General features: G+C 71.5%; 13 protein-coding genes and 1 riboswitch. Of the genes, 11 read left to right on the forward strand and 2 right to left on the reverse strand.

The genetic code is table 11. The features are described from left to right. Window position 1 precedes the first annotated feature (1 nt). Together gcvH and gcvT are read right to left on the reverse strand one after the other, a co-directional pair. On the reverse strand, window positions 2-382 hold the full coding sequence (gene gcvH, locus ACFVGY_RS20290) for a glycine cleavage system protein GcvH (RefSeq protein ID WP_385679168.1): 381 nt from the start codon (window positions 380-382) through the stop codon (window positions 2-4). Between the two features lie 97 nt (window positions 383-479). Next, window positions 480-1595 carry a glycine cleavage system aminomethyltransferase GcvT gene (gene gcvT / locus ACFVGY_RS20295; protein ID WP_385679171.1) on the reverse strand — a complete coding sequence of 372 codons (1116 nt, stop codon included), beginning with the start codon at window positions 1593-1595 and terminating at the stop codon, window positions 480-482. A gap of 181 nt (window positions 1596-1776) precedes the next feature. Further along, a riboswitch (glycine riboswitch) is annotated at window positions 1777-1880 on the reverse strand. A gap of 217 nt (window positions 1881-2097) precedes the next feature. Here gcvT and ACFVGY_RS20300 point away from each other — a divergent pair. The 11 genes from ACFVGY_RS20300 (at window position 2098) to ACFVGY_RS20350 (ending at window position 14345) form a co-directional block, all read left to right on the forward strand. Continuing rightward, on the forward strand, window positions 2098-2763 hold the full coding sequence (locus tag ACFVGY_RS20300; RefSeq protein WP_385679174.1) for an AAA family ATPase: 666 nt from the start codon (window positions 2098-2100) through the stop codon (window positions 2761-2763). A 176-nt stretch (window positions 2764-2939) separates the two neighbouring features. Then, window positions 2940-3674, forward strand: coding sequence for an enhanced serine sensitivity protein SseB (locus ACFVGY_RS20305; protein WP_385679177.1), 735 nt, complete (start codon window positions 2940-2942; stop codon window positions 3672-3674). A 72-nt stretch (window positions 3675-3746) separates the two neighbouring features. Next, entirely contained in the window at window positions 3747-4487 is a 741-nt protein-coding gene (locus ACFVGY_RS20310) for an enhanced serine sensitivity protein SseB C-terminal domain-containing protein (RefSeq protein ID WP_385679180.1), read from the forward strand. Window positions 4488-5091: 604 nt separating this feature from the next. Continuing rightward, a complete protein-coding gene (locus ACFVGY_RS20315; protein ID WP_385679182.1) occupies window positions 5092-6084 on the forward strand; it encodes an ABC transporter permease in 993 nt (330 codons plus the stop codon). A 41-nt stretch (window positions 6085-6125) separates the two neighbouring features. After that, a complete protein-coding gene (locus ACFVGY_RS20320; RefSeq protein WP_385679185.1) occupies window positions 6126-7889 on the forward strand; it encodes an ABC transporter substrate-binding protein in 1764 nt (587 codons plus the stop codon). 141 nt (window positions 7890-8030) lie between these two features. Beyond that, entirely contained in the window at window positions 8031-9032 is a 1002-nt protein-coding gene (locus ACFVGY_RS20325; RefSeq protein ID WP_385679188.1) for an ABC transporter permease, read from the forward strand. A 68-nt stretch (window positions 9033-9100) separates the two neighbouring features. Next, on the forward strand, window positions 9101-10168 hold the full coding sequence (locus tag ACFVGY_RS20330) for an ABC transporter ATP-binding protein (protein WP_385679355.1): 1068 nt from the start codon (window positions 9101-9103) through the stop codon (window positions 10166-10168). A gap of 5 nt (window positions 10169-10173) precedes the next feature. Then, on the forward strand, window positions 10174-11268 hold the full coding sequence (locus ACFVGY_RS20335; protein WP_385679358.1) for an ABC transporter ATP-binding protein: 1095 nt from the start codon (window positions 10174-10176) through the stop codon (window positions 11266-11268). 95 nt (window positions 11269-11363) lie between these two features. After that, window positions 11364-12020, forward strand: a complete 657-nt coding sequence (locus tag ACFVGY_RS20340; protein ID WP_385679191.1) for a trimeric intracellular cation channel family protein — start codon at window positions 11364-11366, stop codon at window positions 12018-12020. 57 nt (window positions 12021-12077) lie between these two features. After that, entirely contained in the window at window positions 12078-12932 is an 855-nt protein-coding gene (locus tag ACFVGY_RS20345) for a thioesterase family protein (RefSeq protein WP_385679194.1), read from the forward strand. 249 nt (window positions 12933-13181) lie between these two features. Beyond that, entirely contained in the window at window positions 13182-14345 is a 1164-nt protein-coding gene (locus ACFVGY_RS20350; protein ID WP_385679197.1) for a cysteine desulfurase family protein, read from the forward strand.

The raw sequence follows: 14345 nt of genomic DNA on the forward strand, positions 1-14345 counted from the left end.
GTTACTTACCGGCGGTGAGCTGGTCGTACTCGTCGGCGGAGAGCAGGTCGGCCGGCTCCTCCGCGACGCGGACCTTGAACAGCCAGCCGCCCTCGAACGGAGCGCTGTTCACGAGGCTCGGGTCGTCCACGACGTCCTGGTTCGCCTCGACGACCTCGCCGGTGACGGGGGAGTACAGGTCGCTGACCGACTTGGTCGACTCCAGCTCGCCGCAGGTCTCGCCCGCGGTCACCGTGTCGCCGACCGCGGGGAGCTGGGCGTACACGACGTCACCGAGCGCGGTGGCCGCGAACTCCGTGATGCCGACCGTGGCGACGCCGTCCTCGGCGGCCGACAGCCACTCGTGCTCCTTGCTGAAACGCAGCTGCTGGGGGTTGCTCATGACCTGATTCTCCTGGATGCGGGGGAGTGCGAACGAACAGTGGTCTTGCGTGGTGAGACGCCGCGGCCGGCGGCCGGCGGCCGCCGCCGCGCGGGCGCTACTTCTGCCGCTTGTAGAAGGGCAGGGCGACGACCTCGTACGGCTCATGCGTACCGCGAATGTCCACGCCGACGCCGGAGGTGCCGGGCGCGGCGTGCGCGGCGTCCACGTACGCCATGGCGATCGGCTTGCCCAGGGTCGGGGACGGCGCGCCGGAGGTGACCTCGCCGATCACCTCGCCGCCGGCCACGACCGGGAACCCGGCGCGCGGGACGCGGCGGCCCTCGGCGACCAGGCCGACCAGCTTGCGCGGCGGGTTGGTGGCGGCGCGCTCGGCGGCGGCCTCCAGGGCGGCGCGGCCCACGAAGTCGCCCTCCTTCTCGAACTTCACGACCCGGCCCAGACCCGCGTCGAACGGGGTGAGGGAGGTGGTCAGCTCGTGCCCGTACAGCGGCATGCCCGCCTCCAGGCGCAGCGTGTCGCGGCAGGACAGGCCGCACGGCACCAGACCGGCGCCCTCGCCGGCCTTGGTCAGCGCCTGCCACAGCTCCACGGCGTGCTCGGGGGCGACGAACAGCTCGAAGCCGTCCTCGCCGGTGTAGCCCGTACGCGCGATCAGCGCGGGCACGCCGGCGACGGTGCCCGGCAGGCCGGCGTAGTACTTCAGGTTGTCCAGGTCGGCGTCGGTGAGGGAGGCCAGGATGCCGGGGGACTCCGGGCCCTGGACGGCGATCAGCGCGTACGCGTCGCGGTCGTCGCGGACCTCGGCTTCGAAGCCGGCGGCGCGCCCGGTGAGGGCGTCCAGGACGACCTGGGCGTTGGAGGCGTTGGCGACGACCATGTACTCGGTCTCGGCCAGGCGGTAGACGATCAGGTCGTCGAGGATCCCGCCGTCCTCCTGGCAGATGTGGGTGTAGCGGGCGCGGCCGACGCCGACGGTGGAGATGTTGCCCACCAGGGCGTAGTCCAGGAGGTTCACGGCCTCCGGACCGGTGACCGTGATCTCGCCCATGTGGGAGAGGTCGAAGAGGCCGGCCTTGGTGCGCACGGCGTTGTGTTCGTCGCGCTCGCTGCCGTACCGCAGCGGCATGTCCCAGCCCGCGAAGTCGGTCATGGTCGCACCGAGCGAGCGGTGCAGCGCATCGAGGGCGGTCAGGCGGGGGGCAGTGCTCATGGTGTGGCTCCCGGGTCCCAGGGCATGACATGACGAGGACGTTCCTCCCCATCTGTCATCGGAACCTGAGAGGTTCGCCGAGAGTCCCGCGGGAACGGGAACACCGACTTGCACCTTGGGTGGAGCACACCCCGGTCCGTCGCGGGGGACGGGAGGGGCGCGGCTCGCTTTTCAGATCTGCCTCATCCACGCGGTACGGGGCCTGAGAGATTCAAGGGAGGTACTTGCTCCTTCGGCGCCCGGACGCGGCCTCGCGGCCCGTCGGGACTCTCCCGCGCGGATTCAAGCGGCCGGTATGCAGTTGGTCCAGATGGCGCACATCATTGCACGCCGGGCCGCGGAGCGGAGGGGTGGGAGCGAAAGACTGTGCCATTCGCTAGGTACGTCCCGGTCCGTGTCCGGTGGCCGGACGGCCCGGCCGGAACCGGCGGTATCGGATTACCGTCTCTTTACACTCAGTGGGCATGGGGTCCTCGAGGCCCGATACGGGGGAGGCGATCTTGTGCGGAGATTCGGAGTGCTGGCGACCGCCGGGACCGTGGACGGAGTGCCCGCCCACCGGGCGCGCGAGCACCACGGGCCGGTACGCGACCTGCGCGGTCGGGGGGACCGCGCGCCGCGCCGGCTCGGCTTCGCCGAGGGCGACATCGTGGTGGTCTCCGGCCTGCCCGGCGGCGGCAAGAGCACGCTGATCAAGCGGGCCGCCGAGGGCGGCGGAATCGACTCCCAGGACGTGCGCGAGCGATGGGAGCAACGCATGCCCGCGGCGCTCCCGTACGCCGTCTACCGCCCGCTGGTGCGGATCGCCCACTACTGGGGGCTGTGGCGGACGTTGCGCTCCGGCGCATCGGTCGTCGTCCACGACTGCGGTACGCAGCGCTGGGTGCGGGGGCTGCTGGCGGCGACGGCGCGCCGCCGCGGCCGGGCCCTGCACCTGCTGATCCTGGACGCCACCCCGCAGGAGGCCCTTTCCGGTCAGGCGGCGCGGGGCCGCGGCGTGTCGGCGTACGCCTTCGCCCGGCACCGGGCCGCGGTGCGCCGGCTGGTGCGGGCCGCGGAGTCGGGGCCGCTGCCGCCGGGCTGCGCCTCGGTGGTGCTGCTGGACCGGGCCTCGGCCGGGCGGCTGACCCGGATAGCCTTCCGGCCCGCGGAGCCGGGCGGGGCCTGAGCGGCAAGGACCGGACGGCGACCGGCCGGCGGGGACCGAAGGGCGGGGAGCGGGACGGCGACCGGCCGGCGAGGACCGGACGGCGAGGACGGCGGGGGCGGACGGCGGGGGGGGGCGGGGGAAGCGCGCGGGCGGCTACCCTCTGCCGGTACACGGCGCGACAAGCGGAGGCGGAGATGCACGGCGGCGGTTGGCCGGAGAACGAGCTGGAGCAGGTGCTCGGGGCGGCCCTGGGCGTGCCCGACGCCGGCCCGAGGATCGTCGAGGTGCTGGGCCGGAGCCGGGTGTGGGTCCCGCTGCCCGGCGGCGGCGGCCCGGACAGCCCCTCCCTGACCCTGCCCACCATGGACATCGGCGGGGCGGCGTACGTCCCCGTCTACAGTTCCGAGGCCCAGTTCCGAGCCTGCGTCGGTCCCGGCATGGACTTCGCGGTGGCCCCCGCCGTCGAGTTCGCCCGCGGCCTGCCCCCGCAGCTGGGCATCGCCGTGAACCCGGAGGGCACCGTGGGCGTGCCGCTGCCCCCGCCCGCAGTCGCCCAGCTGTGCCGGATCGGCCGGACGGAGCTCGACGGGCCCGCCACGGGCGGCCGCGTCCGGCTCTTCGAGCCCGACTGGCAGGACGACCCGGTGGACTTCCTGGCCGCCGCGGCCGAGGAGTTCCGCACCACCGGCCTGGTCGTGGCCGCCCACCGCTGCCTCGCCAGCGTCGAGGGCGGCGACCCGGAACTCTGCATCGGTGTCCGCCTGTCGAGACGGGACGCCGCCGCGCAGAACGCCCCGCGCGAGGCCCTCGCCCGGGCTCTGGCAAGGGTTCCGGCACCCTGGCCGGTGCAGCTGGTCCTGCTCGACGAGGCGGAGGACCCGGTGGTCGACTTCATCGTTACGCGCGTACGCCCCTTCTACGTGCCCTAGCGACGCTTAAGCTGGTGACATCTCCTGGCCGCACGGGTGGCCTGGACACGCGTGCGGACGAGGAGGGGTACGGTGAGTGCGTCAGGCACTGCCGCGGCCGGGCAGGTCGAGCACATCATGCGCCAAGTGACTCCCGGGCGCTACGAGAGCTACGAGTCACTTCTGCGCGCCCTCGCCGAGGGCCGGCTGTGGATGCTGCTCTGGCAGGGTAACCCTGGCTCACCGGACGCCCAGTACGGCGGCATGGAGCTGGAGGGCCTCGGGTACGCGCCCTGCGTGACCTCCCCGCAGGAGCTGGCCGCCAGCGGCTGGAACCGCGGCTACGAGGTGGTCACCGGCCGGGACATCGCGCGCGCCCTCTATCCCGACCGCTGGGGGCTGTGGCTCAATCCGCACGCCCAGGGCGGCGGCCTCGGCATCCCCTGGGCCGATCTGCGCCGCATCGCCACCGGCCTCGACCGGATGCCGGCGGGCCCGCTACGGCTCTCCGAGCCCGCCCTGGAGCTCCCGCAGTTCTACGGGCTGCTGACCCAGCACGCGCACCGCACACCGGCCGTGCGCTCGCTGCGGCGCGCCTGGGTGCAGCCCGCGCTGGGGTCGCCGTACCTCGCCGTGGGGCTCGACCTGTACGACGCCTCCGCGCCCGCGCTGGAGTCCGTACGGGAGATGATGCGCCAGTCCGTGGGTGCGGTGCCCGAGGGCGTGCCGGTGTGCACGGTGGCGCTGGCCGACGAGCACGACCCCGTCGCGATGTGGCTCCGGTCGCAGACGCGACCGTTCTACGACCGCGAGGGGCAGGCTCCGGCCTACTGACCGGCACCTGAAACGACCGCGTCGCGCGACGCTCCGGCCGCGGGGAACAGACCGTTCCCCGCGGCCTTCTTCTTGTCCGGATTTCTTCGCTGATGCGGGCCCAAAAGGCATACTCCTACCGCGAGTTGGGCGCGTTGTCCGATTGTGCACCGAACGGACGGTGTTGCTCCGCTGAGCCGACACGGCAGTCCGGATAACGGGAACCCGACCCTCACATCACGGTTGCGCATCCATTCATCTGCGGGTCTGGCGGCTGATCGCGGCGCCGTTGAAGACTCCCGACCCAAGAGCCGCCGGGTTCCCGCGGAAACGGTTCGGCTCCCTGCACGTCGCTTGTCGTTCCGCACCGCTTTTCGCGTACTTCGCACGGCTTTCCGCACGGCACCTGCACCTCACCAGCACCGCAGCAGCACCGCACCAGCACCGCACCGGGCGTGCCCGGGCACGCCCGAAAGCGCACCGAGCGCCACTGCACCTCCCGCACCTCCCGCACCTCGGCACAGTCCTGCGTGTCACCACGCACCAGAGCGCCACTCCGCACCAACGCCGCCACAGCGGCGGGCATGGGCCGGCAACCCGTCGGCCGAGAGGGGTCCCCACCACGATGACGGCACCACTGCATGACACGAGCGCGGAACCCGCCGCACCCGTGGCCGTAGCCGACGTCCCTGCGAAGGCCATCGAAGGCCGCTCGCCCGGCCGTATCGCCTGGATGCGGCTCAAGCGCGACAAGGTCGCGCTGACCGGCGGCGTGGTCGTGATCCTCCTGATCCTCGTGGCGGTCTTCGCGCCGCAGATCGTGAGCCTGCTGGGCCACCCGCCCAACGAGTTCCACGAGGACCTGATCGACCCGGACCTCGGCACGCCGATCGGCTCCTGGGGCGGCATCAGCTCCGACTTCCTGCTGGGCGTCGAACCCACCAACGGGCGCGACGTGTTCAGCCGGATCGTCTACGGCGCCCGCATCTCCCTGGTCGTCGCCTTCCTGGCCGCCTTCGTCTCGGTCGTCATCGGCAGCCTGCTCGGCGCGCTCGCCGGGTTCCTCGGCGGCTGGGTCGACGGCCTCATCAGCCGCCTGATGGACCTGCTGCTGGCCTTCCCGCAGCTGCTGTTCACCATCGCGCTGGTGTCCGTCGTCCCCAACTCCCTGTGGGGGTTCGAGGGTTCGGGTGTCCGGATGGGCGTGCTGATCGTCGTGATCGGCTTCTTCGGATGGCCGTACATCGGCCGCATCGTCCGCGGCCAGACGATCTCCCTGCGCGAGCGCGAGTACGTGGAGGCGGCGCGCAGCCTCGGCGCCGGCCGCGGCTACATCCTGATCAAGGAGCTGCTGCCCAACCTGGTCGCGCCGATCCTGGTCTACGCGACGCTGATCATTCCGACCAACATCCTGACGGAGGCGGCTCTCAGCTTCCTCGGCGCCGGCGTCAAGCCGCCGACCGCGTCCTGGGGAAAGATGCTCTCCGACGCCGTCCCCATCTACCAGGACGACCCCATGTACATGGTGGTCCCGGGTATGACGATCTTCATCACCGTCCTGGCGTTCAACCTCTTCGGGGACGGGCTGCGTGACGCACTCGACCCCAAGGGCAGCTGAACCGCTCCACCGATTCACCCACCTCTGGAGGTTGGACCAACGTGATCCGCAGAAAGCAGGCACTCGCGATCACCGCCGTGATCGCCGCCCTGTCGCTGACCGCCGCGTGCGGCGGCAAGGACGGGGAGAAGAAGACCGAGGGCAAGGGCGGCGGCAACGCGGCCTTCAACGCCGCCACCACCGGCGTGGTGAACCCGTCGACCGAGAAGGGCGGCGAGCTCAAGCTCTGGACGCCGCAGGACGTCGACTACCTCGACCCGGCGCGTGCCTACTACGGCTTCGTGTGGAACATGCAGCGCCTCTACGTCCGTCAGCTGCTGGCGTACGACAGCAAGCCGGGAGAGGCGGGCACCAAGCTCGTCCCGGACCTCGCCGAGGCCCTGCCCGTGCTCAGCAACGAGGGCAAGACGTACACCCTCAAGCTGAAGGACGGCGTGAAGTTCGAGGACGGCACGCCGATCACCTCGAAGGACATCAAGTACGGCATCGAGCGCGTCTTCGCGCAGGACGTGCTGTCCGGTGGCCCCACCTACCTGATCGACCTGCTCGACCAGGGCCAGAAGTACCCCGGCCCGTACAAGGACACCGACCCCAACAAGATGGGCCTGAAGTCCGTCGAGACGCCGGACGACAAGACGATCGTCTTCAACCTGGCGAGCGCCAACTCCGACTTCAGCTACCTGCTGGCCATGCCGTCCTCCTCGCCGGTCCCGGCCGCCAAGGACACCGGCGCCACGTACACCAACAAGCCGATCTCCACCGGCCCGTACAAGGTGGAGAGCTTCACCGCCAGCAAGGGCGCGACCTTCGTCCGCAACGAGCACTGGGACCCGAAGACGGACACGATCCGCACGGGCCTGCCGGACAAGGTCACCTTCACGGTGACGACCAACCCGGACGACATGGACGCCCGCCTGCTGTCCGGCGACATCGACCTCGCCGTCGACGGCACCGGTGTGCAGCAGGCCGCGAAGAACAAGATCCTCAAGGACGAGAACCTCAAGAAGAACGCGGACAACCCGTTCACGGGCTACATCCGCTACTTCGCCTTCCCGCAGACCGTCGCGCCGTTCGACAACATCGAGTGCCGCAAGGCCGTCATCTACGCGGCCGACCCGAAGTCCCTCCAGACCGCCCGCGGCGGCCCGACCAGCGGTGACCTCGGCGCCAACATGCTGCCGCCCGGCATCCCCGGCTCCGACAAGTCCTACGACCCGTTCGGCCTGACGAAGGGCCAGCCGCAGGAGGACAAGGCCAAGGAGGCCCTCAAGGCCTGCGGCAAGCCGGACGGCTTCGAGACCGTCATCGCGGTCCGCAACAACCGCGCCCCCGAGGTGAAGACGGCCGAGTCCCTGCAGGCCTCGCTCGCCAAGATCGGCATCAAGGCCACGATCGACCAGTACGACGGCAAGCTCTCCTCCTCCACGATCGGTTCGCCCGAGAACGTGAAGAAGAAGGGCTACGGCATCATCGTCATGGGCTGGGGCGCCGACTACAACTCCGGCTCGGGCTTCCTCCAGCCGCTGGTCGACGGATCGTTCATCCAGCCGAACGCCAACAACAACTACACCGAGCTCAACGACCCCGAGATCAACGGGCTGTTCGACAAGGCCGCTGCCGCCGCCACGCCGGAAGCCGCCGCGCCGTTCTACACGGAGATCAACAAGAAGGTCATGGAGAAGGCCCTCTACCTTCCCATCAACTTCGACAAGGCACTCGTCTACCACAACCCGCGGCTGACGAACGTCTACTTCAACGACTCCCTGGGCAAGATCGACCTCGCCGTCATCGGCGTCGGCAAGTGACCCCGTAGTCGAGTCGTCACGTAACAACAGGCAAGTGCCTTCACCGCACATGCGCTAGTCCGAAGGGCAGGTGAAGGCCGCAGGCGGCGGCTGCCGTCCCCACGAGGGACGGCAGCCGCCCGCCCCGGGCGGCCGACTGCAGTGCTCGTCTACCTCATACGGCGACTGTTCAACGTCGTCGCCACGCTGCTGGTGGTCTCCGTGGTCACCTTCGGCATCTTCTTCGCGGTCCCGAAGATCACGGGCAGCGATCCGGCCCTCATGTACGCCGGCCGCGAGACCAACGAGACCGCTCTGGCGGGCATCCGCGTGAAGATGGGCTTCGACAAGCCCATCTCCGAGCAGTACCTGACCTTCGTCAAGGGCATCTTCGTCGGCCGCGACTACGACGGCGGCACCGAGGTCACCCACTGCGAGGCGCCGTGCTTCGGCTACTCGTTCAAGACCGAGGCGCCCGTCTGGGACACCATGGTCGACCGCATGCCGGTCACCCTCTCGCTCGCCCTCGGCGCGGCGGTCATCTGGGTGCTCGCCGGTGTGGCCACCGGCGTGGTCTCAGCGCTCAAACGCCGCACCGCCATCGACCGCACCGTCATGGTCGGCGCCCTCGCCGGCGTCTCCCTCCCCATCTTCTTCACCGGCATGGTGGCCCCCGCGATCTTCGTCTACAGCCTCGGCTGGCTGGACGTGTCCAACTACAAGCCCCTCACGGAGGATCCCGGGGCCTGGCTCAACGCCCTGATCCTCCCGTGGATCACCCTGGCCTTCCTTTTCGCCGCCACCTACGCCCGCATCACGCGCGCCACGATGCTGGAGGTCCTCGGCGAGGACTACATCCGCACCGCCCGGGCCAAGGGCCTCAAGGAGGGCGTGGTCATCCGCAAGCACGCCCTGCGCTCCACCCTCACCCCGATCGTCACGATGTTCGGCCTCGACCTCGGCGGACTCCTCGGCGGCGCGGTGCTCACCGAGACGACCTTCAACTTCCAGGGTCTGGGGACGGCGGCCGTCGCCGCCATCGGCCAGGGCGACCTTCCCGTGATCATGGGGGTCACCCTGCTCGCCGCGCTCTTCGTGGTGATGGCCAACCTGATCGTGGACCTGCTGTACGCCGTCATCGACCCGCGCGTGAGGCTGACGTGACCGAGAACCACCCCACTTCCGGCTCCGCGGCCGGCTCCGGCGCGGGCGAGACGCGCGCCGACGGGCCCGTGTTCGTCCCCGAGCAGGCCGGGCCCCGCAGCGGCGGCGCCTTCCTGTCCGTACGCGACCTCAAGGTCCACTTTCCGACCGACGACGGCCTGGTGAAGTCCGTCGACGGGCTCTCCTTCGACCTGGAGCGGGGCAAGACGCTCGGCATCGTCGGCGAGTCCGGCTCCGGCAAGTCGGTGACCTCGCTGGCCATCATGGGCCTGCACCGCACCGGCAACGCGCGCAGCCGCCCGCACATCTCCGGCGAGGTCGTCCTCGACGGCGAGGACCTCGTCAAGGCCGACGCCGACCACGTGCGCAAGCTGCGCGGGCACAAGATGGCGATGGTCTTCCAGGACCCGCTGTCCGCGATGCACCCCTACTACACGGTCGGCAAGCAGATCGTCGAGGCGTACCGCACCCACCACGACGTGGACAAGAAGGCCGCCCGGCAGCGCGCCGTCGAGATGCTCGACCGGGTCGGCATCCCCGAGCCCCACCGGCGCGTGGACGCCTATCCGCACGAGTTCTCCGGCGGCATGCGCCAGCGCGCCATGATCGCGATGGCGTTGGTCAACAACCCCGAGCTGCTCATCGCGGACGAGCCGACCACCGCCCTGGACGTCACCGTCCAGGCGCAGATCCTCGACCTGATCCGCGACCTGCAGAAGGAGTTCGGCTCCGCGGTCATCATGATCACGCACGACCTGGGCGTGGTCGCCGAGATGGCCGACGACATCCTCGTGATGTACGGCGGCCGGTGCGTCGAGCGCGGCACCGCCGAGAGGGTCTTCTACGAGCCGCGCCACCCCTACACCTGGGGACTGCTCGGCTCCATGCCGCGCATCGACCGCGAGCAGACCGAGCGCCTCATCCCGGTCAAGGGCTCGCCGCCCAGCCTCATCAACATCCCGAGCGGCTGTGCCTTCAACCCGCGCTGCCCGTACGCCGACGTCCCCAAGGGCGGCATCACCCGCTCCCGGCGGCCCGAGCTGACCGAGGACGGCAGCGGGCACTGGTCGGCCTGCCACATGCCGCAGGAGGAGCGGACCCGGATCTGGACCGAAGAGATTGCGCCGAAGCTGTGACCGACATGAAGAAGAAGGCCGACGAGCCCGCCGCGGACGCGCAGGCGCCGGCCGGCGAGCCGCTGCTGAAGGTGACCGGCCTGGTCAAGCACTTCCCCATCAACAAGGGGTTGCTGCGCCGCCAGGTCGGGGCGGTCAAGGCCGTCGACGGGATCGACTTCGAGGTCCGGCGCGGTGAGACGCTCGGCGTGGTCGGCGAGTCGGGCTGCGGCAAGTCGACGATGGGCCGGCTGATCACCCGGCTGCTGGAGCCGACGGGCGGCACGGTCGAGTTCGAGGGGCGGGACATCACGCACCTCGGGGTCGCCGGGATGCGCCCGCTGCGCCGCGACGTGCAGATGATCTTCCAGGACCCGTACGGCTCCCTGAACCCGCGGCACACGGTCGGCACGATCGTCAGCGCCCCCTTCAAGCTCCAGGGTGTGGAGCCGGAGGGCGGGCTCAAGGCGGAGGTGCAGCGGCTGCTGTCGCTGGTGGGCCTCAACCCCGAGCACTACAACCGCTACCCGCACGAGTTCTCCGGCGGCCAGCGCCAGCGCATCGGCATCGCCCGGGCCCTGGCCCTGAAGCCCAAGCTGGTCGTCGCCGACGAGCCGGTCTCGGCGCTGGACGTGTCGATCCAGGCCCAGGTGGTCAACCTGCTGGACGACCTCCAGGAGGAGCTCGGCCTCACGTACGTGATCATCGCCCACGACCTGTCGGTCATCCGGCACGTCTCGGACCGCATCGCGGTGATGTACCTCGGCAAGGTCGTGGAGCTGGCGGACCGGACCTCGCTCTACGAGAACCCCATGCACCCGTACACCAGGGCGCTGTTGTCGGCCGTTCCGGTGCCGGACCCGCGCCGGCGCGGCGCGGCGAGCGGCCGCATCCTGCTCAAGGGCGACGTGCCCTCGCCGATCTCCCCGCCGAGCGGCTGCCGCTTCCACACGCGCTGCTGGAAGGCCACGCAGGTCTGCGCCGTGCAGGAGCCGCCGATGGCCACACTGGCGACCGGCCACCAGGTGGCCTGCCACCACCCGGAGAACGCGCCCGACCAGGTGCCGGGCGACCCCGCCCTGCCGGGTGCCGCCGAGGCGCTGGCCAAGGTCTCGGAATAGGCCCGGGCCCGCCCGGGCACGATCGGTCCGGTGGTCGGGACCCCGTGTAGCGGTCGGTGACCGGGCCACCGGTCATTCCCAGTGACAATGGGGCGGTGCTCCACGATCTCTTCCCGCCCGACGTCCAGCACGCCCTGGACCTCGCGGGCATCTTCGTCTTCGCCACCGCGGGCGCCCTGCTCGCCGTACGAAAGAACTTCGACGTCTTCGGCATCGCCGTCCTCGCCGAGGTCACCGCCCTGGGCGGCGGCCTCTTCCGCGACCTGGTCATCGGCGCCGTGCCGCCGGCCGCCTTCGGCGAGCTCAGCTTCTTCGTCACCCCGCTGATCGCCGCGGCCCTCGTCTTCTTCCTGCACCCCGAGGTGCAGCGGATCAACCGCGCCATCAACGTCTTCGACGCCGCCGGCCTCGCCCTCTTCTGCGTCACCGGCACGACGAAGGCGTACGAGTACGGTCTCGGTCTGACCGCCTCCGCCGCGCTGGGCCTGGCCACGGCCGTCGGCGGCGGCGTCCTGCGCGACGTCCTCGCCAACGAGGTGCCCTCACTGCTGCGTGACCGCGAGATGTACGCCGTGCCCGCCACGGTCGGCGCCGCGATGGTGGCCGTCGCCATCGGCCTCGGCGCCCTCAACGCGCTGACGACGGCCATCGCGATCGTCACCACCTTCGTGCTGCGGCTGCTCGCGATGCGGTTCCACTGGCGGGCGCCGCTGGCCTGGAACCGCCGGTCCGCGGTCTCCGAAGAGCCGTGATCTGCACGTCACCTGAAAAGCTACCGCTTAGTAGCCTTGCGTTGTAGGCTCGATTCCATGGCATACGCAGCGGCCCAGGCCTCCATCGGCGACAGCGAGTTCGACCGCGACACCACCATCACCGAGCGTGCGGGCGAGCCCGGGGTGTACGACGCGGAGCTCTCCGCCGGATGGACGATCATCACCGCCGTCAACGGCGGCTATCTGCTGGCCCTGGTCGGCCGGGCCCTGTCGGCGGCCCTGCCGCACCCGGACCCCTTCACCGTCTCCGCCCACTACCTCACTTCCTCCGAGCCCGGCCCCGCGGTGATCCGCACCGAGGTCGTCCGGGTCGGCCGGACCCTGTCCACCGGCCAGGCCTCCCTGTTCCAGTTCGACGAGAACGGTGCCGAGGTCGAGCGGATCCGGGTCGTCGCCTCCTACGGTGACCTCGCCTCCCTGCCGGACGACGTCCGCACCACGGCCCTCCCGCCGGCGATCCCGCCGTACGAGGCCTGCCTCGGCCCGGAGGCCGGCCCCGCCCCCATCCCCGGCAGCACCGCGATCGTCGACCGGCTCCGGCTGCGCCTGGACCCGGCGACGGCGGGCTGGGCGCTCGGCGCGCCCTCCGGCAAGGGCGAGATGCGGGCCTGGTTCGAACTCGCCGACGGCCGGGACGCGGACCCGCTCTCCCTGCTGCTCGCGGTCGACGCGCTCCCGCCGACCTGCTTCGACCTGGGCCTGATGGGCTGGAGCCCGACGGTGGAGCTGACCACGCACATCCGCTGCCGCCCGGCGCCCGGCCCGCTGCGGATCGCGATCACCACGCGGAACCTGGCCGGCGGCTTCCTGGAGGAGGACGCCGAGGTCTGGGACTGCGAGGACCGCCTGGTGGCGCAGTCCCGCCAACTGGCCCGCGCCCCGCGCTCCTGACCCGACGCCACGGCACGCGGAGTCCGGCAGCCCCACCCGCGCGACTCCCCGGCCCCGTCGCCCGCGCGACTCCCCGGCCCCGTCGCCCGCGCAGCCTCCCCGCCGCCCGCGCGGCCGGGGCGGCTGTTCCCGGGGTGTGGGGTCGGGCCGTTCCCGCGGTGTGGGGTCGGGGCGTTCTCGGGGGGTGGTGGGCGCGGGGCAGGGGAGCCGTGGGCTGTGCCCGGCGGGGGCTCGTAGAATCAGGGGATCATGGCCTACCTCGACCACGCCGCCACCACCCCGATGCTCCCGGAGGCCGCTGCGGCGATGACCGCGCAGTTCGCCGTCACGGGTAACGCGTCCTCCCTGCACGCCGCCGGCCGCCGCGCCCGCCGCACCGTCGAGGAGGCCCGCGAGGCACTCGCCGAGGCACTCGGCGCCCGCCCCAGCGAGGTGGTCTTCACCGCCGGCGGCACCGAGGCCGACAACCTCGCCGTCAAGGGCCTGTACTGGGCCCGCCGCGGCCAGGACCCCGCCCGCACCCGGGTGCTCGCCAGCCCCGTCGAGCACCACGCCGTCCTCGACGCCGTCCACTGGCTCGCCGAACAGGAGGGCGCCCAGGTCGAGTACCTGCCCGTCGACCGCTACGGCCGGGTCAGCCCCGAGGACCTGCGCGAGGCCATCGCCCGCAACCCCGACGACGTCGCCCTGGCCACCGTGATGTGGGCCAACAACGAGATCGGCACCGTCATGCCGGTCCACGAACTGGCCGCCGTAGCACGCGAGTTCGGCGTACCGCTGCACTCCGACGCGGTCCAGGCGGTGGGTCAGCTCGACGTCCGCTTCGGCGACAGCGGCCTCGCCGCGATGACCGTCAGCGGCCACAAGATCGGCGGCCCGTACGGCATCGGTGCGCTGCTCCTCGGCCGCGACCAGACCCCCGTACCCGTCCTGCACGGCGGCGGCCAGGAGCGCCACGTGCGCTCCGGCACCCTCGACGTACCGGCGATCGCCGCCTTCGCGGTGGCTGCCGTCCTCGCCGCCGAACGGCGCGAGCGGTTCGCCGCCGAGATCGGGCACCTGCGGGACGAGCTGATCCGCGCCGTGCTCGCGGCCGTGCCGGACGCCGTCCTCGGCGGGGATCCCGACAACCGGCTCCCGGCCAACGCCCACTTCAGCTTCCCCGGCTGTGAGGGCGACTCGCTGCTGCTCCTGCTGGACGCCCAGGGCATCGAGTGCTCGACCGGCTCCGCCTGCACCGCGGGCGTCGCCCAGCCCAGCCACGTCCTGCTGGCCACCGGCACCGACCCGCAGCTCGCCCGCGGCACCCTGCGCTTCTCCCTCGGCCACACCTCCGGCCCGGAGGACGTCGCCGCCCTGGCCGCGGCCATCGGCCCGGCGGTGGAGCGCGCACGCACGGCCGGCCTGAGCTAG

It is taken from the genome of Streptomyces sp. NPDC127106 (genome assembly GCF_042677605.1).
Classification (GTDB): Bacteria; Actinomycetota; Actinomycetes; order Streptomycetales; family Streptomycetaceae; genus Streptomyces.